This window comes from Chryseobacterium formosum, assembly GCF_026460885.1.
GTDB classification, from domain to species: domain Bacteria; phylum Bacteroidota; class Bacteroidia; order Flavobacteriales; family Weeksellaceae; genus Chryseobacterium; species Chryseobacterium formosus.
The window spans coordinates 190,269-213,443 of sequence record NZ_JAOVZW010000001.1; the positions used below are offsets into that span (position 1 = coordinate 190,269).

A 23,175-nucleotide genomic window follows, 5' to 3' on the forward strand; every position below is an offset into this window, starting at 1 on the left:
TTTTGATGCACGATTCTTTTAGAAAAAAAAATTATATTTGCTCTACTCAAAAAAGGTTATCCATGAATACAAGCATAGGCAAAAGAATAAGATCATACAGAGAAGAAAGAGGTTTTTCTCAGGAAGAGCTTGCAGAAAAACTGCATATCTCACGCTCTACTTATCAACGCATCGAAAACGGCGAAACCAATTCATGGATTAATCATATTGAAAACATCTGTACTTCACTTGATGTAGAACTGGATGATATTCTAAAACCGGAAGAAGGTTATACGCAAATAAATAAGGAAAACACATCGAATGAAAACTCAAGTAATAATATGATTCAAAATCAAACCAATAACTACAATGGTTCTGATAAACTTACAGAAAGTCTTCTGGATCAAATTACTTTTCTTAAAGAAGAAAACCAAAGGCTGAGAAAAGAAATAGAACAGCTAAAGAATATATAAACACAATGCCCGAAGATACTCTTTGGGCATTGTGTTTATATTGACTGAATACAATTGACACTTCTGTCATTCTGACGAATGAAGAATCTCACGTATGGCTTAGATTCTTCATTTCACTGCGTTACATTCAGAATGACAAAGTCATAATAAATAAGAAGCAGGATTAGTATAAAATTGTATATAATTACTTTATTTAAATTAAAAGCTATTTCACTTCAATAAAATTATCTTCAGGATTCACATCAGCCAATCTTTCGCTGAAATCTATTCCTAAAGCATTTATTTGAGATTTATTATAAGGAATGGTAAACGTGTATTCTTTCTGCGCCCACGGCCAGTATTTTAAAGTGGTAAATTCCCCGAAAGCATCTTTGGTTTTCCAGTTATGCGTCATATTTAACGGAATCTGATAATTCACTATTTTTTTATCTGCAGTAATCACAGAGAAATCAATCGGCATCGGAACTTGACCGTTGTTGATCAAAGTTATCGTTGTTGATTTTTCGCCGTACTGAACATCTTTGATTCCGTAATCGATGGTTTTAGTCGTATTGATCCAATAATGATGAAACCATTTCAAATCCATCCCTGAAACTTTCTGTGCGATATGTAAGAAATCCCTGTCTGTAGGATGTTTCATGCTCCATTCTCTGAAATATTCAGTCATGATTTTAGACAAATTTTCTTCTCCAACAATGTAACCCAACTGCACCAAGTATAATTCTCCTTTCACATAACTTGCGTAAGAATATGCCGTTCCGTTATCATGATGATCGCCTAACCAAACTGCAGGCTCTTCAATTCCTTTTTTGATAAACTTTCTGTACGCATCTACTTTTTCAACGAAAGCATTCGGTCTGTTATCTTTTGGTGGAAACAACTGATGCATCACGTAACTTTCAGCATAACTTGTAAAACCTTCATCCATCCACGGTCTTGTCGGTTCGTTGGTTGCCAACATTTGCTGATACCAAGAGTGCGAACCTTCGTGAGCCATTAATCCCATTAAATCTTCAATATTTTTTGCTTCTCCCAAAATCATGGTACACATTCCGTATTCCATTCCGCCATCTCCACCTTGAATGAAAGCATAAGAAGGATAAGCATATTTCCCAAATTTAGAATTCATAATCTGGAAATATTTTGTTGCATAAGGTTTTGCTTCACCCCAAGCTTTTGTTTTATCATTTTTCTGATACACAAAATATAGTTTCGGACCTTGAGGAACATCAAAACTTTCTACCGAATAATCTCGGTCTGCAGCCCAAGCAAAATCGAGCATGTTTTTAGCTTTCCATTTCCAGATTGCTTTATTTTGGTCGGTTTTAATCTGCGCTGAAGCATCATATCCTTTTACTTCTTTTGGATTTAAAAGTGTCCCTCCTGCTCCGACAACATAATCTTTATTGATTTTAATCGTAACATCAAAGTCTGCAAACGGCGCATGAAATTCTCTTCCCACGTAATCGAAAGTCGCCCATCCGTCATAATCGTATTCTGCAATTTTAGGATACCATTGCGTCATCGTCATATCAACACCTTCACGGTTATTTCTTCCTGCTCTTCTGATTTGCTGAGGAATTACAGCATCCCATTCCATTGTGAAAGTTGTTTTTGAACGCGCTTTAATCGGTTTATCTAAATATACTTTCATTACGGTTTCCTGAATTTCAAACTTTAGGTTTTTTCCGTTTTGTTTAATCCAGTGAATATTTTGCGCACCTTCTTCGTTTTTTGGAATAGAAGCCAATCTTGAAATTCCGTCTTTCTGTAATCTTGAATCGCCGTTTTTTCCCTGACTTGCTACTCTTTGATCCATCATAGAATTAGGTTTAAATGCATTCCAGTATAGATGAAAGTATACAACATTAAGTTCGTCGGGCGAATTATTTTTATATTTTAAGGTTTGAGTTCCCTGATAAGTAAATTCTTCTGCATTGACGTCGATATCCATTTTATATTGTGCAGCCTGCTGATAATAGGCTTTTTGTTGAGCCTGAAACTGAGAAATAACAAACACACAAAGGATGATTAACGATTTTTTCATTGATAAATTTTATTTGTATAAAGGTAGGTAATTTTTGAAAAAGCCTCAAATACGGAATGTTGATGAGGTTTTTCCGTTGAGATTTAGATACAGATTTTATGTTCTGGTTAAATAAGATCCCCACAGATTTCACTGATTTTCACAGATGATTGTGTATAAGAACATGTGCAATCTTGAGAGTATTTAAACACAAATTTCACAACAATAAACACTACTAATTTGTATCATTCGTGAAAAATATTGGTGCTTATTAGTGTTTAAACAAAATCAATTTTTTAATCAAAGTAATCTGACCTAAATGATAATAACAATGCTCAATCATTCCGTCGATATTCCTGAGATAAGTATCATATTTTTCATCAACAAAAACTTCCCTCAATTTAGAATCGGACATCTGTTCCAATAATGTTGCGAATTTTCCAGAATCGTTCCAAAGTTTATTTAAAAGCTCTTCCCATTGTTGTTGAGATTCTATTAATGGAAGATCAAAGCTGAACTGATCTTTAATTTTCAAATCACCGCCTTCAAAAACATCGACCAAGCCTGCAATATAATAATCAATATGAAAAGTAAGCATTGCAATTGTATTTAAAGAATCAATTTTTGTTGTTGCCTGTTTCCAAGTGACGTCTGAAAGCTGATCTTTAAAATTGGTATTGGCAATCCATTTTCCATCCAATACAACTTCACGGAATCTTTTGGCTAATTGTGAGGGTGTGCTCATTATTTTGTTTTTTTTAAAGATAACTATTTTTTGAGTTTCGCACGGATTGCACGGATTTTCACAGATTTTTTTTAAGACCAAAAAAATAATTATTGCCACAAATTCACGAATGAAACTGTTGTAAGTAACCTTGACAAGGTTGATAGTCATTCAAAAAAAATCCTTCAAGTTTTTTGAAACCTTGAAGGATTATGTATCAAACTATAATTGAAAATTATTTTTTAGAAGAAATTTCTTTCTTGCCGCTTTGAAAAATCTTTTCCAGAATTCTTAAAGTGATCAAGTACGTTGGTTTTACACCTGTCAGTCCTAATCCGCCTGAAGAAAGCGTAGCTCCCGTTTCCAAAGGATTATCTGAAGCATAATAGGCATAACTCACGAAAAGATCCGGTGCAATATGATGTCTGATTTTTGATGCCACCTGAATTGCTTTTTGGTAATGCGCTCCTTCCATTTCAAGTCCGATTGCTTTCCATGAAGTGTTCATAAAATATTGTAGAATATCTCTGTTCTGAAGCGATGTTCCTAAAACAGTAATCATCGGTCCTTCAAAAGCTTTTAATTCATCATCATGAAAATCTTCTAATTTCAAAGCATTTTCAAACGGATAATTATCTGCTGTTCCTTCAAAAATATGAGAAGTCGGAATCATAATGTCACCTTTTCCACCTGATAAAATCCCTGCTTTCCCCATAATGGAAACAGATTTTACTTTCATCATGTAAACCTCTCCTTTTTGCTCGAAAGGTCTCAGCAATTCATCCATTACTTCAAAAGCCTGTTCGCCAAAAGCATAATCAAAAACCATGATGACATCGTCTCCGTCATATTTCAAGTGACCAAAAGGAGTGTTTTTAAGATTGGTTTTGCTTAAATCGATAATCTGAACGTCAATATTACTTCCGCTCTTGTCATTGATGTAAATTAAACCTTCTTCCAAAGCGTATTTTGAAACTTTGTCGCGAAGATCTTTCTTATCGGAAATCTCGCCGTAAAGCTTGTAATCAACTTCCTTAGTGTCTTTTTTCTTTAAAGCATCATTGCTGTACAACATGTTTTTCACCGAATGCATATTCGCAGAAATAATGTGCAACGGACGCATGTGAAGATCATTTTCAAATAAAACTTCTTTTACTTTATGAGCCCATTTTTCACCGAAATAATGGTGACCAACTCTTTCTTTCAAAATAGCACTGAAGTAAATTTCGCGTTCACGGCTTTGTTTAGCATCTTCAAGGCTTACTTTTCCTAAATGATAGATGATTTTGAATAATCTGTCCGGATTTTCATCATCCCCGAAAGTATTATAAGCGTTTAAGGTCTCATCAAAAGTTCTTCCTATTAAAGAAGAAAGGTGAATCAATGCCACTTCTTTTTCTCTTCTGCTGAATTTTTTCTCGCCTTTTACCACTTCTTCGATAATCTTGAAAGCTCTGGTTGGCTTCCAGTTTTCATCTTGAATAAATGCGAGATTACGAATTTTATCGGCTTCAATAAATAAAAAGGTAAGGTGGGTAAGAATATCATAGATTTCCGAACGTCCCAAAAGAACTTCAATATTCATCTGATGTTCGTCGATACGGTAACAGTTTCTTCTTCTTTTTTTAGGAACGATCGGCTCGAAGCTCCCTTTATCAAAACCTTCGTCTGATGTAAGATGAATGAAAGCACATTCTTCTATTCCTTCCGGAAGTCTGTCTAAAACATACATCAAACCATCAAGCTCCAACTTGCTTGGAACGCTCATGGTACCGTAAATCTCGGGATTGATCGTCTTCAACAAACTTCTAATGCTTTCTCCGGAAACTCCGCTTGGCTTGAAAAAACCTCTATAAAACAGGTGTCTCATAGAAATGTATAGTCTTTCAATTGCCTCGGTAGTTTCTCTTGCTCTAGAATTTGTCATATATTAAAATTTTTATAAAAAGTCTGCTAAGTTACAAAAAATAATTTTAATGTTTTAATTTATTTAAAATCAGAATATTGAGTTTTAAACTAAATTTTTAAATAATCTAAAATTAATATTTATGACCAAATTTTGAAAGAGAATTAGAATAAGTTTTATTCATATTGTTCAAAATTCTTTTTTAACATTTAGGCTTTAAGATTAAATACTGCATAATGATTTAGAAATCAATAAATTGATTTTTGATTAAGATAATCATGTGATTTTTTTAACTTATTTAATCTAACATTTCCAGTTTATTTATTTCATCTTTTATTTTACTGAAACTAACTTTTTCTACAGTTTTTATCAACTTTCCATTTATATACAATTGTAAAGTGTAGGTGTTATTTTGAGTTGGAGTAATCACAATCCCATCTGTTGGTTTACCTTCAGAATCAGATTGAACACCAGCAATATTACGGTTCTCGCCTGTATCATCCAGGAATGTATTGTTGAAAATCTTTTCTGACAATTCATTAAAGTTTTCTTCAATATTTACTGACTCGTTTACAGTCATATAAACTTTATAAAATAACTCATTTCCTTCGCTTGACTCGGTGTATTCATCAAATGTATTCATCATTTTGGAAATTACTTTTCCGTTTTCTTCATAATAAAGAACAACCCGTTCTTTGTATTTTCCTTCTAAATAACTTCTCTTTGTATTATCAAGCATTTTACCGTCGATAGAAAGCTGTTTATTGAATGTATTTTTGGTTTGTTCGATTGTGATCTCAGCTTTTCTTTTTGACTGCATATCACTGATTTCAATAGTATTATTTTTCAGCTCAAAATGAAGTCTGTTAAAATAATGCATAGCAAACAGATCCCAATCGAAACTTTTCAAGACTCCATTTTTCCAATATCTTGAGATAAATTGTTTCTCATTAAGCTTGTATTCTACACCATCGAAAATTTTTTCGCCCTTATAAGTAGATTTAATATCATATTTCTGGTGTTTGTAATTATCCATATTTTTCAGATAATCATTTGAATATTGAAATTTTCGAATTCCATTTTCAAAATAATCAACCTGCTTAAACTCTCGACTGTCTTCTGTTTCAAAATACCCCGAAAAAGGCTTTCCGTTTTTTAAAACTCCTTCGTAAAATTCTTGCGGTTTTTCTGAAATCGTGAACGAATAATCTTTAATTTTCGATAGAATTCCGTTTTCATAAAATTTTTGCTTCTGAATTCTATCCTTATTATAACGGTCTTCAAAAAAAGTTTCTTCCGCAATTTTCCCATTTTTGTAAACTGTTATTTTTTCTCTTCCAATCAAAGTTCCATTATGCGGCTGGTCGTTTTTATATTCTAAAGTTCCTGTCACTTTACCTTCATCATAAAAAGTTGTTAACCCATCCAACTTTCCATCTTTAGCAGTATAAGTTTTTTCTAAATTCTCCAATCTATAACCAAGCACTTTCTGCAAACCGTTTTTCTTGAAGTTTTCAACATTGATCAATTCGTAATCTTCCGAACTGTCTTGTATTTTTTCAATAAAAGTTCCATTAAAAGCTTTTCCGTTTTTATAAATTCCTTTGGCAACGATTTGCTTTTCTTCATTCACAGCAATTGATTCGCCTTCTTTTAAGCCATTCACATAATTTAAATTCACAACAAGCGCAGCTACATTTTCATCAAAATTCCCTTGGAAAGGTTCATTTTTTTTATAAATTCTTTTGCTTTTTAGTTTTCCATCTTCGGTATAAACGATTTCTTCTCCATCTTTCCAACCTTCTTTATATAAAATTTCTGTTGCTATTTTTCCGTTTGGAAAATATGACAAATTCTTCCCTGATCTTAATTTACCAACATATTTTATAATGGTTTTAACTTCCGTTGCAAAATTATTTTGGAGATAATACTCATAATCCAATCCATTTGTAATATCACTTCCGTAATCGTAAAAGTTGGCTTCATTTAAAGATTGAATTAATTTTCCCGACTTGTCGTAATTTTTCTGTTCGATAGATTTAAAATAACCTCTATCAATGGCAAAAACTGTTTCCTGAGCGAGTTGTTTAGAGTTTACCCAAAATATTTTTTCAGTAACTGTTTTTCTGTTTTTTATTTTTTTTGAAACATTTTCTTCATCCATCGGCTCCAAAAGCTCAACGGTTTGGGGAGCAGCTTCAGTTGTTTTTAACGGAGCCGGAGGCGGTGGTGGAACTTCAACACCCTCTTCATTATGGTGACTTCCGGTTTCAGACATAGAAATTTCTTCAACCTTTTCATTATAATCATAGTCTTCATTGTTTTTCACTATTTCAAAACTTCCGCTTTCGGGTTTACCTTTTGCGTAAATTCCTTTCATTAAAACAACTCCGTCTGTATTATAAATTATAGCTTCACCATCTTTTACCCCATTTTTGTACTGAACTTTCTTTCTAACTTTTCCATTTGGATGATAATATAATAAGGTTAGATTTTTTGTATCATTTTTATATTGACGAAAATTATTGTCATTTCCATTCTCATCATACCAAATCACATCACCAACATAAGCGTTTTCGTTTCTTTTTAAAACATAGCCTTCAAATTGTGGAGTACCATTAATATAAAAATCCTGAAGCAAAACCAATTCACCAACTTCTTTCATCGGCATTTGTCTATAATATAAAGCATTGGGTTTTGTTGTGACTTTCCAATCTTTATCATAATAAATGAATTCCGATTTTTGAGAAAGTACCATTTGGAAAAATAAAAAGGCTGTGACGAATATTATTCTTTTAATCATGTGAATGGGTTTATTCAAAAATAAGAATTCTTAAGCATTATTTCAATTTATATAATTTCAAACTTTTTTAAAACCAACCCCACCCAAAGACGAGGGTGTTTTTAATTTTAAAATAAAATTATTTATTAATTCTTATAAAATTTATAGGGGTATTTTATTTTCAATTCATTTTTTTTGTAAATTTGCCCCGTAAAAATCAAACTCAATATGTCGACTTTAAGATTCAAAGCGTTAGAAACTTTACCATTTAAGGACTTTAGAAAAGATAATTCTATTGAAGTTCCTGTAAAATTGTCAGAATTATTCTGTCAAAATGTTTTCTCTGAGGAAACAATGAGAGAATATTTAACAAAAGAAGCATTCCAATCTATTTTGGATGCGATGAAAAAAGGAACTAAAATCCAAAGACACATCGCAGATCAGGTAGCTGTAGCAATGAAAGACTGGGCGATGAGCAAAGGTGTAACACACTACACGCACTGGTTCCAGCCTTTAACAGGTACAACTGCAGAAAAACACGATTCTTTCTTCACTCCAATTGAAGGTGGTAGAGCAATCGAAAGATTCAGCGGAAATTTATTGATTCAGCAAGAGCCAGATGCATCTTCTTTCCCGAATGGTGGAATCAGAAACACTTTCGAAGCGAGAGGTTATACAGCTTGGGATCCTACATCTCCTGCTTTCATTATGGGAACAACTTTATGTATTCCTTCAATCTTTATCTCTTATACAGGAGAAACTTTAGATTACAAAGCGCCTTTATTGAGAGCTTTGAATGCTGTAGACGAAGCTGCAACCAATGTAATGCAGTATTTTGACAAAAACGTAACAAAAGTAACTCCTACTTTAGGTTGGGAGCAAGAATATTTCTTGGTTGATTCAGCTTTGTATCAATCACGTCCGGATTTAGTTTTAACCGGTAAAACTTTATTAGGACATTCTCCTGCAAAAGGACAACAATTAGATGATCACTATTTCGGTTCAATTCCTACAAGAGTAATGAATTTCATGAAAGAGTTGGAGGTTGAATGTATGAAATTGGGTATTCCTGTAACAACAAGACACAATGAAGTTGCACCAAACCAATTCGAGCTGGCTCCGATGTTTGAAGAAGTAAACGTTGCGGTAGACCACAACTCTTTGTTGATGGATGTTATGGCAAGAATTGCTCACAGACACCATTTCCACATTTTATTCCACGAAAAACCATTCGCAGGAGTAAATGGAAGCGGAAAGCACAACAACTGGTCTTTAGCAACCGATACAGGTGAAAACCTTTTAAGCCCGGGAAAAAATCCTAAGAAAAACTTACAGTTCTTAACGTTCTTCGTGAATACAATTAAAGCAGTTCACGAATATGCGGATCTTTTAAGAGCAAGTATTGCTTCTGCAAGTAACGACCACAGATTAGGTGCAAACGAAGCTCCACCGGCAATTATTTCTGTATTTATCGGAAGCCAGTTGTTCAGAGTTTTGGAAGAGCTTGAAAAAGTTACGGAAGGAAAACTTTCACCAGACGAAAAAACAGATTTAAAGCTAAATGTAGTTGGAAAAATTCCTGAAATTTTGTTGGATAACACTGACAGAAACAGAACTTCTCCTTTCGCATTTACAGGAAATAAATTCGAGATCAGAGCGGTAGGTTCTTCTGCAAACTGCGCAGAATCTATGACGGTAATGAATACAATTGCTGCAAAACAATTAAACGATTTCAAAAAAGAGGTTGATTCATTAATTGAAACTGGTCTTAAAAAGGACGAAGCAATTTTCAATGTTTTAAGAGAATACATCAAGCAGTGTAAAAACATTATGTTTGAAGGTGACGGATATTCTGACGACTGGGCAAAAGAAGCTGAAAAAAGAGGTCTTAACAACTGGAAAACTACTCCTGAAGCTTTGAAGCAGGAAATGAACCAAAAGTTTGTTGATTTATACGAAGAAATGGGAATTTTCAACCACAGAGAAGTGGAGGCGAGAAACGAAATTAAATTAGAAAAATATTCTACTGTAATTGATATTGAAGCAAGAGTTTTGAGCGACATCGCAAGAAATCACATCATTCCTTCAGCTCTAAAATATCAAAACAGATTAATTGAAAACGTGAAAGGTCTTAAAGAAATCTTCGGAGATAAAGAATTTAAAACTTTAGCTAAAGAGCAAATGAGTTTGATTACGAATATTTCTGCGAACGTTTCTAAAATAAAATTAGGCGTTGAAGATTTGATTACTGCAAGAGAAACAGCAAAAGCTGTAACTGACAGTCAGACGCAAGCAGAAGATTATTGTACGAAAGTAATTCCATTGTTTGACGGAATCAGAGAAGCTTCTGATGATCTTGAAATGATGGTAGATGATGAGCTTTGGCCAATGACTAAGTATAGAGAAATGTTATTTACAAGATAACATCTGTAAAGTTCCATATTAGTGAAGCTCCTCGATTTATCGGGGAGTTTTTTTATTTTTAAAATTAAGATCCGGGAATTTTTATTTTTGAAAAATAAAGTTCACAAATAAAATTCAAGAGTATTAAATAACATTGAACTTAAATTGTCTTAACGAAATATATTACTTGGAAACAACAGAGCTAAAAGCGCTATTTAGCTTTTAATCTCCATTTTATTTAACAATATTTAAGCTTACTATAATTCTTAAAAAAAAATCTATATTTCTTTTAATAGCAAGCATCTATAATAATTATGTTAAAAAGTCTTAATGAAAAAAAAATGATATGATAGAAAATAGACGCCTCACAGCAATTATTTCTTTAACATATCAAAAGAGGATGTTAAAATGTGTTAAAACAATAACATGACAATAATCATATTGAGGTCGTCTTGGCAGATATCTCTACTTTTGTAAGGCTTTAGAGAAAAATATACCTTTTTAACACGGACAATAAAAAATATATGAAGAAAAGAGTTTTGTTTTATTTAGTTGCTTTCGTTTCTACAATATCACTTCAATCATGCGTAACAAATTACGTCGTTTCAAAACCGGCAACTTATAATAAAGAGTACAAAACAGATGCCAAACTTGCTGCTTTAGACACTCAGTTAGAGAAAGATAAGAAAACATTGATCAATTCTTTCATCTCTGAAAAAGCAGTTGCGCTATCTAACGCTAAGAATTCTATAAAAAATTCTGAAATCGCAAAAGCGATCAAACATAACAAGACAATCGACAATATCTTAATAGAAGCTTCTACTTATATCGGAACTCCTTACAGATATGGAGGAACTACCAGAAACGGGATCGATTGTTCAGCATTTGTATTATCAGTTTTCGGTGCAGCAGCAGGACTTACATTACCAAGAGTTGCAGCTTCTCAATCTCAAGAAGGAGAAACAATCGATAAAGAAAATCTTCAGAAAGGTGATCTAATCTTCTTTTCTCACGGTAGAAGAATTTCTCACGTAGGAATTGTGGAAGATGTAACAGAAGAAGGTGAAGTGAAATTTATTCATGCCGCTACATCAAAGGGAGTTATGATTTCTTCACTGAATGATTCTTATTGGGGACCTAAATACAGATTCGCAAAAAGAGTAATCAACGAAAACGGTGAGAACTACAATAATTTAGCAACTACTAATTTTTAGTCTTAAATAATTGATTTATATATAAAGCCATCAGATTTGATGGCTTTAATTTTTTTATAAGTAAAAGGTATAAAGCCTAAATTAACAGTAATTTCATCAATACAATCAGTATTCAGATAGATGTAGTATTTTTAGCGGGAACTTCATCATCCTTCATTTTAAATAGAAATATCATGAACGTTGCTTTGTTAAATAAATATAATTTAAAGTTTTTAAAAAATTTTGATGCACATAATAGGATTACGCTCGGTGCTTCAGGTGGAGGTATTTCAGAAATGCTGGATGATTGTTTTGATACCAACACAATAGATGAGTTTTTACAAAAAATAGACTTATATGCAAATGGCGGACTTGATCCTGAAGGAGACAACATGCTACACACTGAAATATATACAGCATATATAGATAATCAAAGTGCAGATATATATTTGAATATTGGTGATTCAAAGCTTTTACAGACAATTCCACTAATTGATTTAAAAAATATTTTAATAATGTGGAAGGAATTCTTGATCCAAAATGGACACTAATTAAAAATGATATGTTTATTTTTAATTAGCTGTTTTTATCGATTTCTATATCAAGTTGACGTAAGAGTCCATGAATTTCAGAAAGTGAGAATTTGGTCTTCTTTAGCTTGTTTGAAGTGGGATTAATCGTATAGTTGAAAGAAGTTCTTAAATCTGCTTTTTCTAAATTGGTTCTGTCGAAAATTGCTCCGCTTAAATCACAGTTTGAGATCACAGAATTTGAAATATCAGATTCAGAAAAATCAACTTCAATTAATTTAGAATTTTTGAAAACCGTTTTTCTGATGGTTGATTTATAGAAAACAGAATTGTTCAATGCACAACCTTCAAATTTAAAAGACATTCCGAATTCGTTGCAATCATTGAAAGCCATTCCGAACATTTTACAATCTTTAAACATAACATCTCTGAAAGCTGTTCCAACCAGCTTTGTCATGCTTAAATTACATTCGATGAACTCACAGTCAGTAAATTTAATTTCGGAAAGATTTACATATTCAAAATTGCAATTTCTGAAAGTACAATTTTCGTATTCGCCAACTTCTAAGGATTGTTGAGTGAAATCTATATTTTCAAAATTTTCGTCAATGAAGTAGGCTTCTCTCATAAATGTATTTTTGATTTTGGAAATTGAAATTAGATGTAATCTCTCGCTGATTTTGCAGATCGAACAGATTTAAATAAGACGATTTTAAGAATGATTGTAACTTCCATCATCTAGCTTCCCTCTCAAGCTCTAAACCAAACTGTTTTTATCTGCGTAATTAAGTTTAAAGAAAATAAAAGTCATGATTGAAAAGGCAAGTAATGAACTTCCACCATAACTGAAGTACGGCAACGGAATACCAACCGTTGGAAAAAGCCCCATAACCATGCCTAAATTGATAGAAAAGTGCATTAAAAGGATTGAGGCAAAACTATATCCAAAAACCCTGTTAAACACGGATTTCTGCTTTTCTGCGAGATAATAGATTCGTCCGATGTAAATCATATAAGATAAGACCAGAACAGCACTTCCTACAAAGCCCCATTCTTCACCAACGGTACAGAAAATATAATCGGTTTCCTGCTCCGGAACGAATTTTCCTTGAGTAACAGAACCTTCACGGAATCCTTTTCCAAACATTCCACCTGAACCGATTGCTGTTTTTGAATACAATAAGTTATAACCCGAAGTATCACGAAACTCTCTTTCTCCTTTGTACAAAACCTCAACACGTTCTTGTTGGTGCTTTGGAAGTTTTTCAAAAATAACAGGTGAGATGAATGACAATGCTGCCAAAAGAAGCACAATTCCTACCCCAGGTAAAAGAGTATAAATATTCTTGCGAAGAAAAGCAGCATTAAATGCAAACCAAATCCCTCCTATTACAATGATAAATAATGTAAAATACCATAAGCTCCACTGCAAAGGATCATTCAGATAATTGGCAATTAAGAAAACAGCTCCAAAAAGGCCTCCAATCAAAAATAGTTTTCCTGATAATCCTTCTCGATATAAAGCAATAAAAAACGCAGTAAATACGAGCAATGAACCAACATCTGGAATTGCTAAAACTACAGCGGCTGGAATTGCTATAATTCCAAAAACTGTAATTAATGATTTCCTATTTTTAAGATTAAATTCTGATCCCGAGACATAGTTTGCCAACATCAGCGAAACACCAATTTTAGAAAACTCTACCGGCTGCATCGTAATTCCTCCAAACTTATACCAGTTTTTTTGTCCTAAAATTTCAGTTCCAAAAGGAAAAAGTCCTAACAAAAGCAAGATTCCACCAATATAAATGATACTCGACATGTTTTCAAAAAACTTACTTCTGCTGACAAAAATAATTAAACCAACAAAAAGAGAAATTCCGAAAAAAATCAGTTGTTTTTCACCTAGATCTTTATTAACACTATAAATATTAGCAATTGCGAACGTACACAAGAGAAAATACAGACCAAGCCCCAATTTATCTATTCCTTCTGTCCACTTCATGGTTTCTTAGGTTTTTTGGTTTCTGTATTAATTTGTTTTTGCAGCGCTTCTTTCTTTTTCTTAATTAAATTAAGACTATCCTGAATTCTTTTAAGTTTAAGCGAATCCGGTTTTGGTTCTTTATAAAGTCCTTTTCTTTTTAAATCGGCAATCCACTGTCTTTTATATTCAGGCATAAAACTCGACGTAATCATTTTTTTATAAAGATGTTCACGTTTCAAGTCTCCGGTAATATATTTTTCAGCAATTACTGTACAAGCCGGACCTGCCCAAGTTGCACCAAACCCGGCATGTTCCATTACAGCAACCACTACAATTTTAGGATTTTCAGCGGGAGCAATGAGTACAAAAATAGAGTTATCTTTTCCTTGTGGAACCTGAGCCGTTCCTGTTTTTGCTAATTGGGTAAAATCTTTAGACATTAAACCTCTCGCCGTTCCTCTTAAAACTACGGCTTCCATTCCTTTTAAGACTGGCTCAAAATGCTTAGGATCAACTAAGGTTTTATGTTTTACTTTAAATCGAGGATCGGGATTAGGCTTTCCATCAATCGCTTTTACGATATGAGGAGTGTAATACCAACCTCTATTCGCAATGACGCCAACATAATTTGCCAACTGAAGCGGAGTCACCATTACGTCACCTTGTCCCATTCCGTTATAGATGGCTCCGGTTGACATTTCGTCCCAATTTTTATAATCCAGTTTGGTAGAACCGTTGGCCTTTATAATTGCTTTAAATCTTCTTTCGTAAAAATCCCCTGAAGGAATTCTTCCTTTTGCACCAACAGCAAAATCATTATTTAAAAATTCACCAACCCCAAAACTGCTCATGATTTTTTTCCATTCATCAACACCTTTTGAAGGATTTCCCGGATATTTTTTAATGATAGCAATAAATGCATACGTAAAGAAACAGTTACTCGAAACCTGAATCGAAGGAATTAATGGATCTGCACCACCGTGACCTTTAATTCTTTTACCTTTATAAAAGAAACCTCCTCCACAAGGGAAAATAGTTTTCTCATCCATCACTCCCATTTGCATTGCAGCAAGTGCAGTCAATAGTTTGAAAGTTGAGCCTGGAGGATAACCAGCCTGTAAAGAGCGGTCGAAGGTTGGCTTATTTTCGTAAATAGTATCTTTTGAAAGAGCGTAAAGATTTTTAGATTTGTGAGGTCCGGTAAAAAGATTCGGGTCAATATCGGGTCCGGTTGCTGCAACCAAAACTTCCCCGTTATTCGGGTCTAAAGCGACAACTGCACCATGTTTATTCACCAGCATTTCTTCAGCCATTCTTTGAAGATCATAGTCAATAGTCAGCGTAATGTCTTTTCCGGTAATCACATCTCGATCTAAAGAACCATTTTTGTAAGGACCAACATTTCTAAGCTTAATATCTTTTTGAATGTATTTTATTCCTTTTACGCCCCGAAGTTCTTTTTCGTAAGCTTTCTCAATCCCTGTTTTTCCGATAAGGTCACCCGGAAGATAATACACAGAATCTTTTTTAATTTCTCTGTCGTTTACTTCACTCGTGTAACCTAAAAGATTTCCGGAAGTGGAAACTTCATACTGTCTTTGTGGACGCTGAACAATATTAAAAGCAGGGTATTTAAATATAATTTCCTGAACTCTCGCAATGTCTTCTCTGCTTAAATCTTTCAGAAAAGTCATTGGAGTTAGTTTAGAATAATATTTTTCGGTCTTAATTGTATTAATTTTTTTAATAAAATCTCTTTTCTCAATTTTCATTAAATTACAGAAAGCCAGCGTGTCAAAATCAGGTTTCATTAAAGCCTGAGTGAAAGAAATTTCATAAGCAGGCTGATTTCCTACCATAATTTTTCCGTTTCTGTCGAAAATAACTCCACGTTGCGGAATTACATATTCGGTTTTGATGGAAGTATTCGCCGCGTTCAGTGCATAACGGTCTGTAAACAACTGCAAATAAGAAAGTCTTGCTACAAAAATAAGAGCAATAACGATGAGAACAGTTAAGATTTTTATATGGCGTGCGTTCAAACTTTCTGTTTGATTTTAAAGATTAATGCGTAAACGATGATAAATATAAAGGAAATTCCACTAGTTACCAACACATTAAATAAGATTTCAAAAATTCTGCTGAATTTGAAAAACTCAATATACTGCACCAAAAGCTGATGCAAAAAGATACTTGAAAACAGAAACAGTAAAAACTGCGTCCATTGTAAAGACTGAAATGAAAAGAAATCTGTAGACGTATCTGTAGACGTACGGAAAATCAACGTACGGAAATAAGCAATTACTGTAGTTGCCAAAGCATTGATTCCCCATGTACCAAGGAAACCGTCAACGGAAAGACCAATTAAAAAACTTAACGCTAAAAATTGAAATTTATTTCTGAAAAAAGGATAAAACATCACAAAAACCGGATACAAAACCGGAGTGAATTTACCGAACAGCGTAATCCTGTTCAATACAAAAATCTGCAATGCAACCAGAAAAGCCATGATTAAAAAATCTGTAAATAGGGTTCTGCTAATCATTTTCCTTTTTTATTACAGCTTGCAATGTATCCTGAATTTTTTGAACCTCAGCTTTTTTAAGATTCTTAACAACGAAAACTTTATTTAAAGCTCCCATTTTTTCACTCAATTCAACTGAAATATCCCAAAATCCTGTTTTATTATCGACGGTGTAACCCGCAATTTTACCAATCATTACACCTTTAGGAAAAATCGCTGATTTCCCATCGGTTTCTATCGTATCACCAATTTTCAGGGAAACATACTTTGGAACGTCTGCCAGATGCATGACACGAGAGTTATCTCCTTTCCAGGTTAAAGTCCCGAAATATCCTGAGTTTTTTAGCGCAGCATTAATTCTGATTTTATTAACACTTAAAACCGATTGTACTAAAGCGTAACTGTCGGTAGAATTAATAACAATTCCGGCAATTCCTTTTGGAGCCATTACGCCCATTTGAGGATAAACTCCATCTCTTGTTCCACGGTTAATCGTGAAATAATTGTTTCGTCTGTTGATACTGTTGAAAACAATTTCTCCATCCACGAAAGTATAGATTTGTCCGCCTCCCAAAGTATCGTGTACTTTTCTGAATTGAGGATTTTTAGCGCCTTGTTTTCCATAAAGCTCTACCATCAAAGATTTGTTTTGAGCAACAAGATCTTCGTTGACTTGCTTTAACTTTAAATAAGAAACACCTTCATCAATCCCCCCAGAAACCCACGAATTGAAAGCCGCAGTTTGCCCCGCAAGCCAAGATTGCTGCATTGCATTTTTGGAGAATATCAAAATGAGAGCAATGATTTGCAGGAAGATAAAGAAAACAAGAAGCGAATTCTTTGAAAATAATCTCAGCAAAAATCCCATTCAGATATAAAGTCGTAAAAAGTTAAAATTATTTAATTAAGAAATTGAATTTATCCATATTCTTAAGTGCGATACCTGTACCACGAACAACAGCTCTCAAAGGATCTTCAGCAACAAAAACCGGAAGACCAGTCTTTTTATGAAGTCTGTCTGCCAAACCTCTCAACAAAGCACCTCCACCCGCAAGATAAATACCTGTTTTGTAAATATCTGCTGACAATTCCGGTGGTGTAAGAGAAAGCGTTTCCATTACAGCATCTTCAATTCTGATGATAGATTTATCCAAAGCACGAGCAATTTCTTTGTAGCCAACCATAATTTCTTTTGGTTTACCAGTAATAAGATCTCTACCCTGTACCGGAATATCGTCAATATCTACATCTAAATCTTCCACTGCAGAACCCACTTCAATTTTCACTCTTTCAGCAGTTCTTTCTCCGATATATAAATTATGGTGAGTCCTTAAAAAATATGCAATATCATTTGTAAATACATCACCTGCAATTTTCACAGATTTATCACAAACAATACCTCCTAAAGCAACAACAGCAATTTCGGTAGTACCACCACCTATATCGATAATCATGTTACCTTCGGGTTTTTGAACATCAATACCAACTCCTATTGCAGCTGCCATTGGCTCATAAATCAATCGCACATCTTTAGCATTTACTTTCTGAGCAGAATCTCTTACCGCTCTTTTTTCAACCTCAGTAATTCCTGACGGAATACAGATAACGATTCTTAAAGCTGGTTGAATAAATCTTCCTTTGATCCCCGGAATTTTTTTGATAAATTCTTTAATCATGTGCTCAGAAGCATGAAAATCTGCAATTACACCATCTTTCAACGGACGAATTGTTTTAATATCCTCATGCGTTTTACCCTGCATATGTTTTGCCTGTTCTCCTACCGCAATTGGCTTACCTGTAGAGCGTTCAATTGCTACAATTGATGGCTGGTCTATAACAATTTTATTATTATGGATGATAAGCGTGTTGGCAGTTCCAAGGTCTATCGCAATATCTTGCGTAAACATATCGAATAAACTCATAATTTTCTCCTTGATTTAAGTTTACAAAGATATAAATTTCACACTAGTAAAAAATAATAACTTTCATCTAATTTGGTTAAATTTTTATTAAAATTTATAAAGTACACAACCCTAACTGTTTTTATTTTTACCCATTCTAATCTAAGTCTAAAATTCATTTTCATAGCTTTTTACGATAATTATCATACATACAATTGCAAATCCTTTGAGTAAAAATTTTGTAAATTTGCGACTGCTTATGATACAGTATTCCAATATACATCAAACATCAAATTTTGCCGTCTTATCGATCAGTTACGAGAAGGCAGATGTAGAAACGAGAGGTAAATTTGCGTTTTTTGATGAAAATATTAAAAACTTTGTCACCCGAATTCATGAAGAAAATTTAGGGGATGCTTTTGTGGTTTCCACTTGTAACAGAACGGAAATTTATACCACAACTTCAAATTACCTTTTTGTAGCCGAAGAATATTGTAAAACAATTGGTGTGCAGCTTACTGATTTTTTGAAGTTTGCCAATATTGCAACTAAAGAAGAAGCTTTAAATCATTTATTCAGAGTTGCAGCAGGTTTGGAAAGTCAGATTATCGGCGATTTTGAAATCATTGGGCAAATAAAAAAAGCATATGCCCGTTTTAAGAAAGAAAGGCAAAATTCAAATCCTTATTTAGAAAGATCGATAAATTCTGCCATTCAGATTTCCAAAAGGATAAAAAATGAGACTGGGATTTCAAATGGAGCAGCTTCCGTTTCTTATGCGGCAGTTCATTATATTTTAAATAATCAAAAAAGACTTACTGAAAAGAATATTCTTCTTTTAGGTGTTGGAGAAATAGGACAAAATACGGTTGAAAATTTGGTAAAACACGTTTATCAGCCTCAAATAAAAATTGCCAACCGTACTCAGGAGACGGCAGCGAAGATTTCAGAGAAATACAATATCCCGAATATCGATTATGCTGATTTTGATAAAGAATTAGATAATACAGATATTTTAATTGTTGCAACCGGGGCGAAAATGCCAATCATCAAAAAATCTCATTTAAAAAAAGGAAAAGAGATTTTAATTATTGACCTCTCAATTCCAAACAATGTTGATAAAAACGTTTCGGAACTTGAGAATGTAACTTTGGTGGATGTTGATGATCTTTCAAAACAGATTCAGGCAACCATTCAGCAGAGAGAAAAGGAAATTCCGAAAGCCGAAGTTATTATTAAAGAAATGACCAAAGATTTTCTTGAATGGGAGAAAAAAAGAAAATTGGCGCCAAATATTCATCACTTCAAAGCTGTTCTGAAAAATATGGAGCGCAACGAAATGCACAATTTCTACCGAAAAAATAAGTACATCAATATCAACGACATGGAGCTTTCTGAAAAGATGATCCAGAAAATCACCAACCGTTTTGCAAAATATATTATCGATAACCCTCTCAAAGCCGAAGAAATTAGTAAATTAATGCACGAAATTTTAGTTGAACAACCCAATAACGAATTCAATGAAAAGCATTAGAATAGGAACCCGAAATTCAGCACTTGCACTTTGGCAGGCAAGAGAAATTGCAAGACATTTGCAGAATCTTAATTATCTTACCGAGATTGTCCCGATTATTTCTTCAGGCGATAAAAACCTTAATCAACCCTTATATTCATTAGGAATTACAGGAGTTTTCACAAGAGATTTAGACGTTGCTTTGCTGAATGATGAAATAGATATCGCCGTACATTCTTTAAAAGATGTTCCAACAAAACTTCCTGAAAACATAGAAATCATTGCTTACCTTGAAAGAGATCATCCGCAAGATGTTTTGATTAAAAGAAAATCTGCAATTGATAAAGAATTTCATGAACTTAAACTGGCAACAAGCAGTTTAAGAAGGCGTGCTTTCTGGTTAAAACATTATCCGGAAACTGAATTTTTCGACATCAGAGGAAACATTCAAACCAGACTTCAGAAATTGGAAGAACAAGAGTTTGATGCCACAATTTTGTCTCTTGCCGGAATCAAAAGAATGAAAATGGATATCGATTACGAATTTATTCCGTTTATGATTCCTGCGCCTTCTCAAGGTGTCGTTGCCGTTGCAGGGCATTCAGATAAAAAAGAAATTAACGATATTCTGAAACAGATTTCTCACAAGGAAACTCAGATTTGTGTAGAAATGGAAAGAAATTTCCTGAGTACACTTGAAGGAGGTTGTACAGCACCAATTGGAGCTTATGCTGAAAAATTTGATAATCAAATCAGATTCAAAGCAGCACTTTGTTCATTAGATGGGAAAAATTATATTGCTGCAGACGAAAATTTCGAATATAACGAAGACGAAAATTTTGGTGAAAAATTTGCCAATCTTGTTTTGGAAAATGGAGGCAAAGAATTGATGACTGAAATTAAAAATCAAATTTAACAATTTGAAACTTAACTTTATTTTTTTGAATCATTAAGATTTCTTAAGTATTAAGTTTTAGTTAAGGGAATTTCTAAAGAAATTTTTCAGCAAACTGCTTAGTTGAGATTTATCTGAATCTTAACATTTCTTTATGTTTAAAGTGTCGGTATGTTTAAAATTAATTTTTGAACTTTACAGAAATGTTTTTCAATTCTAAAGTTTAAGCCGATGAAAAAGTGTTTTTCAATATTTATTTTTCTGTTTTTTGTTTTTACAACGAATGCTCAAAATCAATTTGCGCAAAAATTATCTGATGCTGCGTTGAGTTTAACGAAAGATAAAGTGACTTATGACCCAGCATACATATCTATAAAATATCCTAATGGCGATGTAGCGGCAGATAAAGGAGTTTGTACTGACGTCATCATCAGAGCGTACAGAAAACTGGGAATCGATTTACAGAAAGAAGTACATGAAGATATGAAGAAGAATTTTTCTAAATATCCTAAAAAATTTGGTTTGAAAAGACCAGATACCAATATCGATCACAGAAGAGTTCCCAATCTCCAAGTTTTCTTCGCTAAATTCGGAAAATCAAAACCAACAGATACAAATCCTACCTCTTATATTCCCGGAGATATTGTGACTTGGCTTCTTCCAGGAAATTTAACGCATATAGGAATTGTTGTCAACAAAAAATCTGCAGACGGAAAAAGATATTTAATTGTTCATAATATCGGAGCCGGACAAGTTATCGAAGACTGTTTGTTTAAATTTGACATTACGGGACATTATCAATATTCAAAATAATTTAGAATGAAAAAGATAATTTTCGCTCTTTTTTTATTGATTTTAAATTTCAGTTCTGCACAAAATTCAGGTTTAAAAATTATTGAAAAACCTATCAATTACTCGGCAGAAAGAGTGGCTTTAAGTTTAGAATATCTGAAAGATCATCATGGCTTAAACCAAAAAACTCCCACGATTGTTCCGAAAATGATTGTTCTGCATTACACTGCAGGCGGAACGGTTGAAAGTAATTTTAAATATTTCAACAAAACCCATCTTGAAAGCGCAAGAAATACATTAAAAAAACAAAGTACTTTAAATGTTTCTTCACAATTCATCATCGACCGAGACGGAACTATATATCAATTAATGGAACCAACACAATTTGCAAGACACACGATTGGCTTAAATTATTGTGCTATCGGTGTTGAAAATATAGGAAGTAAAAAACAACCGCTCACCGAAAAGCAAATCGAAGCTAATGCTGAATTGGTAAGATATTTAACTAAAAAATACAAAATTGAATATCTCATCGGACATTCCGAATACGGAGTTTTCAGAAATTCAAAATTGTGGAAAGAATCTGACCCTAAATATTTCACAGGAAAAGAAGACCCTGGAAAAGATTTTATGACTAAAGTAAGATCAAAAGTTGCTGATTTAAAATTAAAGGATAAACCAGCTAATTAGTTTCATAAAAGCGATAAAAAGATTCAATATTTATTTTATAAATAATGAAGTTAACGACCACTTTGTCATTCCGTAGGAATCTCAGCAAAGCATTTAACATAAAATATTTAGATTCCTACGGAATGACAAATAAACTGCTAAAAAAATAATGAATATTTTATTTACCAAAAATCTAGACCAAAAATACATCTCCGAGAAACTTGGAAATGATATTTCGGTTGAAACCATTGAGGTAATAAAAACAAAATCGCTTACTGTAAAAAGTTTTGATTTAAAAAATAAATCATTAATCTTCACAAGTTCAAACGGCGTGAAATCTTTTTTTGAAAACGGTTTCAAGCCAAATGAAGATTTCACAGCCAAAAACTATAATAAAATCTATTGCGTTGGCGAAAAAACCAAAAGAGAACTTCGCAAAAACGGGTTTGGAACTTTCAAGGTTCTAAAAAACGCAGAAACGCTCTCTCAGTTCATTATTGAAAACTGCGTTCACGAAAAATTCATTCATTTTTGTGGAAATTTGGCGATAGATGTTTTAGACAATGAACTTCCGCTTCAAAATATTCAGTACAAAAAAGTTACTGTTTATGAGACAGAAGAACTGAATCCTATGATACATGAAAAATATCATGCAATTGTTTTTTTCAGCCCGAGCGGAGTTCGTAGTTTTGCGAAAAATAATTCTTTGGAAAATGTCATCCTTTTTTCTATTGGAGAAACTACTTCTAAAGAATTAAAAAAACATACAAAATCTGAGATTTTCACAAGCAAAGAAAATACTCTTATAAATTTATTGTCGGTAATCAGAAACAAGTTTAAGGATGATTTAGCCTAAAACAATTAACTGAAAACCAACA

At 33.2% G+C, this 23,175-nt stretch carries 19 protein-coding genes; 9 read left to right on the forward strand and 10 right to left on the reverse strand.

Annotation, left to right across the window (positions count from 1 at the left end; all coding sequences use genetic code 11):
* Positions 1–62: 62 nt before the first annotated feature.
* Positions 63–452, forward strand: a complete 390-nt coding sequence (locus tag OF897_RS00860) for a helix-turn-helix domain-containing protein (protein ID WP_267263801.1) — start codon at positions 63–65, stop codon at positions 450–452.
* A gap of 205 nt (positions 453–657) precedes the next feature.
* On the opposite strand, the gene OF897_RS00865 is transcribed toward OF897_RS00860, so the two are convergent.
* From OF897_RS00865 to OF897_RS00880, 4 genes are all read right to left on the reverse strand, one after another.
* Positions 658–2,499, reverse strand: coding sequence for a M1 family metallopeptidase (locus OF897_RS00865; protein WP_267263802.1), 1,842 nt, complete (start codon positions 2,497–2,499; stop codon positions 658–660).
* Between the two features lie 250 nt (positions 2,500–2,749).
* Complete coding sequence (locus OF897_RS00870) at positions 2,750–3,223, reverse strand: DUF1572 domain-containing protein (RefSeq protein WP_267263803.1); 474 nt, start codon at positions 3,221–3,223, stop codon at positions 2,750–2,752.
* A gap of 214 nt (positions 3,224–3,437) precedes the next feature.
* Positions 3,438–5,129, reverse strand: a complete 1,692-nt coding sequence (locus tag OF897_RS00875; protein ID WP_267263804.1) for a DUF6909 family protein — start codon at positions 5,127–5,129, stop codon at positions 3,438–3,440.
* A gap of 277 nt (positions 5,130–5,406) precedes the next feature.
* A complete protein-coding gene (locus OF897_RS00880) occupies positions 5,407–7,911 on the reverse strand; it encodes a toxin-antitoxin system YwqK family antitoxin (RefSeq protein WP_267263805.1) in 2,505 nt (834 codons plus the stop codon).
* Between the two features lie 207 nt (positions 7,912–8,118).
* On the opposite strand from OF897_RS00880, the gene OF897_RS00885 reads away from it, so the two are divergent.
* The 3 genes from OF897_RS00885 to OF897_RS00895 all read left to right on the forward strand — a co-directional run bounded on the left by OF897_RS00885 (position 8,119) and on the right by OF897_RS00895 (position 12,037).
* Entirely contained in the window at positions 8,119–10,314 is a 2,196-nt protein-coding gene (locus tag OF897_RS00885) for a glutamine synthetase III family protein (protein ID WP_267263806.1), read from the forward strand.
* A 503-nt stretch (positions 10,315–10,817) separates the two neighbouring features.
* Positions 10,818–11,507 (forward strand): C40 family peptidase, encoded by a 690-nt coding sequence (locus OF897_RS00890; protein ID WP_267263807.1) that lies wholly within the window; start codon positions 10,818–10,820, stop codon positions 11,505–11,507.
* Between the two features lie 173 nt (positions 11,508–11,680).
* Positions 11,681–12,037, forward strand: a complete 357-nt coding sequence (locus tag OF897_RS00895) for a hypothetical protein (protein ID WP_267263808.1) — start codon at positions 11,681–11,683, stop codon at positions 12,035–12,037.
* Positions 12,038–12,062: 25 nt separating this feature from the next.
* Here OF897_RS00895 and OF897_RS00900 read toward each other — a convergent pair whose 3' ends face one another.
* The 6 genes from OF897_RS00900 to OF897_RS00925 all read right to left on the reverse strand — a co-directional run bounded on the left by OF897_RS00900 (position 12,063) and on the right by OF897_RS00925 (position 18,449).
* Positions 12,063–12,644: a pentapeptide repeat-containing protein gene (locus OF897_RS00900; protein ID WP_267263809.1), complete on the reverse strand. Its 582-nt coding sequence runs from the start codon at positions 12,642–12,644 to the stop codon at positions 12,063–12,065.
* Positions 12,645–12,773: 129 nt separating this feature from the next.
* Entirely contained in the window at positions 12,774–14,021 is a 1,248-nt protein-coding gene (gene rodA / locus OF897_RS00905; RefSeq protein ID WP_267263810.1) for a rod shape-determining protein RodA, read from the reverse strand.
* On the reverse strand, positions 14,018–16,045 hold the full coding sequence (locus OF897_RS00910; protein WP_267263811.1) for a peptidoglycan D,D-transpeptidase FtsI family protein: 2,028 nt from the start codon (positions 16,043–16,045) through the stop codon (positions 14,018–14,020). Before OF897_RS00910 ends, rodA begins: the two co-directional genes overlap by 4 nt.
* A complete protein-coding gene (locus tag OF897_RS00915) occupies positions 16,042–16,548 on the reverse strand; it encodes a rod shape-determining protein MreD (protein WP_267263812.1) in 507 nt (168 codons plus the stop codon). Before OF897_RS00915 ends, OF897_RS00910 begins: the two co-directional genes overlap by 4 nt.
* The gene (gene mreC / locus OF897_RS00920) at positions 16,541–17,395 is read right to left on the reverse strand and encodes a rod shape-determining protein MreC (RefSeq protein WP_267263813.1); all 855 of its coding nucleotides are present in this window, start codon (positions 17,393–17,395) and stop codon (positions 16,541–16,543) included. The genes OF897_RS00915 and mreC overlap by 8 nt, the downstream gene beginning before the upstream one ends.
* A gap of 28 nt (positions 17,396–17,423) precedes the next feature.
* Positions 17,424–18,449 carry a rod shape-determining protein gene (locus tag OF897_RS00925; protein ID WP_267263814.1) on the reverse strand — a complete coding sequence of 342 codons (1,026 nt, stop codon included), beginning with the start codon at positions 18,447–18,449 and terminating at the stop codon, positions 17,424–17,426.
* Positions 18,450–18,687: 238 nt separating this feature from the next.
* Here OF897_RS00925 and hemA point away from each other — a divergent pair, with 238 nt between their 5' ends.
* From hemA to OF897_RS00950, 5 genes are all read left to right on the forward strand, one after another.
* Entirely contained in the window at positions 18,688–19,962 is a 1,275-nt protein-coding gene (hemA, locus tag OF897_RS00930) for a glutamyl-tRNA reductase (protein ID WP_267263815.1), read from the forward strand.
* On the forward strand, positions 19,949–20,857 hold the full coding sequence (hemC, locus tag OF897_RS00935) for a hydroxymethylbilane synthase (RefSeq protein WP_267263816.1): 909 nt from the start codon (positions 19,949–19,951) through the stop codon (positions 20,855–20,857). The genes hemA and hemC overlap by 14 nt, the downstream gene beginning before the upstream one ends.
* Before the next feature lie 210 nt (positions 20,858–21,067).
* Positions 21,068–21,649 carry a DUF1287 domain-containing protein gene (locus OF897_RS00940; RefSeq protein ID WP_267263817.1) on the forward strand — a complete coding sequence of 194 codons (582 nt, stop codon included), beginning with the start codon at positions 21,068–21,070 and terminating at the stop codon, positions 21,647–21,649.
* Positions 21,650–21,655: 6 nt separating this feature from the next.
* The gene (locus tag OF897_RS00945) at positions 21,656–22,318 is read left to right on the forward strand and encodes a peptidoglycan recognition protein family protein (protein WP_267263818.1); all 663 of its coding nucleotides are present in this window, start codon (positions 21,656–21,658) and stop codon (positions 22,316–22,318) included.
* A 148-nt stretch (positions 22,319–22,466) separates the two neighbouring features.
* Positions 22,467–23,153, forward strand: coding sequence for a uroporphyrinogen-III synthase (locus OF897_RS00950; RefSeq protein ID WP_267263819.1), 687 nt, complete (start codon positions 22,467–22,469; stop codon positions 23,151–23,153).
* Positions 23,154–23,175: the final 22 nt, after the last annotated feature.

What these genes read in the sequence shown, in the direction of transcription:
- OF897_RS00925 (WP_267263814.1), bottom strand. Translation starts at nt 18,449, where the DNA reads ATGAGTTTATTCGATATGTTTACGCAAGATATTGCGATAGACCTTGGA.
- OF897_RS00870 (WP_267263803.1), bottom strand. Translation starts at nt 3,223, where the DNA reads ATGAGCACACCCTCACAATTAGCCAAAAGATTCCGTGAAGTTGTATTG.
- OF897_RS00915 (WP_267263812.1), bottom strand. Translation starts at nt 16,548, where the DNA reads ATGATTAGCAGAACCCTATTTACAGATTTTTTAATCATGGCTTTTCTG.
- rodA (WP_267263810.1), bottom strand. Translation starts at nt 14,021, where the DNA reads ATGAAGTGGACAGAAGGAATAGATAAATTGGGGCTTGGTCTGTATTTT.
- OF897_RS00900 (WP_267263809.1), bottom strand. Translation starts at nt 12,644, where the DNA reads ATGAGAGAAGCCTACTTCATTGACGAAAATTTTGAAAATATAGATTTC.
- OF897_RS00945 (WP_267263818.1), top strand. Translation starts at nt 21,656, where the DNA reads ATGAAAAAGATAATTTTCGCTCTTTTTTTATTGATTTTAAATTTCAGT.
- OF897_RS00865 (WP_267263802.1), bottom strand. Translation starts at nt 2,499, where the DNA reads ATGAAAAAATCGTTAATCATCCTTTGTGTGTTTGTTATTTCTCAGTTT.
- mreC (WP_267263813.1), bottom strand. Translation starts at nt 17,395, where the DNA reads ATGGGATTTTTGCTGAGATTATTTTCAAAGAATTCGCTTCTTGTTTTC.
- hemC (WP_267263816.1), top strand. Translation starts at nt 19,949, where the DNA reads ATGAAAAGCATTAGAATAGGAACCCGAAATTCAGCACTTGCACTTTGG.
- OF897_RS00885 (WP_267263806.1), top strand. Translation starts at nt 8,119, where the DNA reads ATGTCGACTTTAAGATTCAAAGCGTTAGAAACTTTACCATTTAAGGAC.
- OF897_RS00895 (WP_267263808.1), top strand. Translation starts at nt 11,681, where the DNA reads ATGAACGTTGCTTTGTTAAATAAATATAATTTAAAGTTTTTAAAAAAT.
- OF897_RS00880 (WP_267263805.1), bottom strand. Translation starts at nt 7,911, where the DNA reads ATGATTAAAAGAATAATATTCGTCACAGCCTTTTTATTTTTCCAAATG.
- OF897_RS00940 (WP_267263817.1), top strand. Translation starts at nt 21,068, where the DNA reads ATGAAAAAGTGTTTTTCAATATTTATTTTTCTGTTTTTTGTTTTTACA.
- hemA (WP_267263815.1), top strand. Translation starts at nt 18,688, where the DNA reads ATGATACAGTATTCCAATATACATCAAACATCAAATTTTGCCGTCTTA.
- OF897_RS00860 (WP_267263801.1), top strand. Translation starts at nt 63, where the DNA reads ATGAATACAAGCATAGGCAAAAGAATAAGATCATACAGAGAAGAAAGA.
- OF897_RS00890 (WP_267263807.1), top strand. Translation starts at nt 10,818, where the DNA reads ATGAAGAAAAGAGTTTTGTTTTATTTAGTTGCTTTCGTTTCTACAATA.
- OF897_RS00950 (WP_267263819.1), top strand. Translation starts at nt 22,467, where the DNA reads ATGAATATTTTATTTACCAAAAATCTAGACCAAAAATACATCTCCGAG.
- OF897_RS00875 (WP_267263804.1), bottom strand. Translation starts at nt 5,129, where the DNA reads ATGACAAATTCTAGAGCAAGAGAAACTACCGAGGCAATTGAAAGACTA.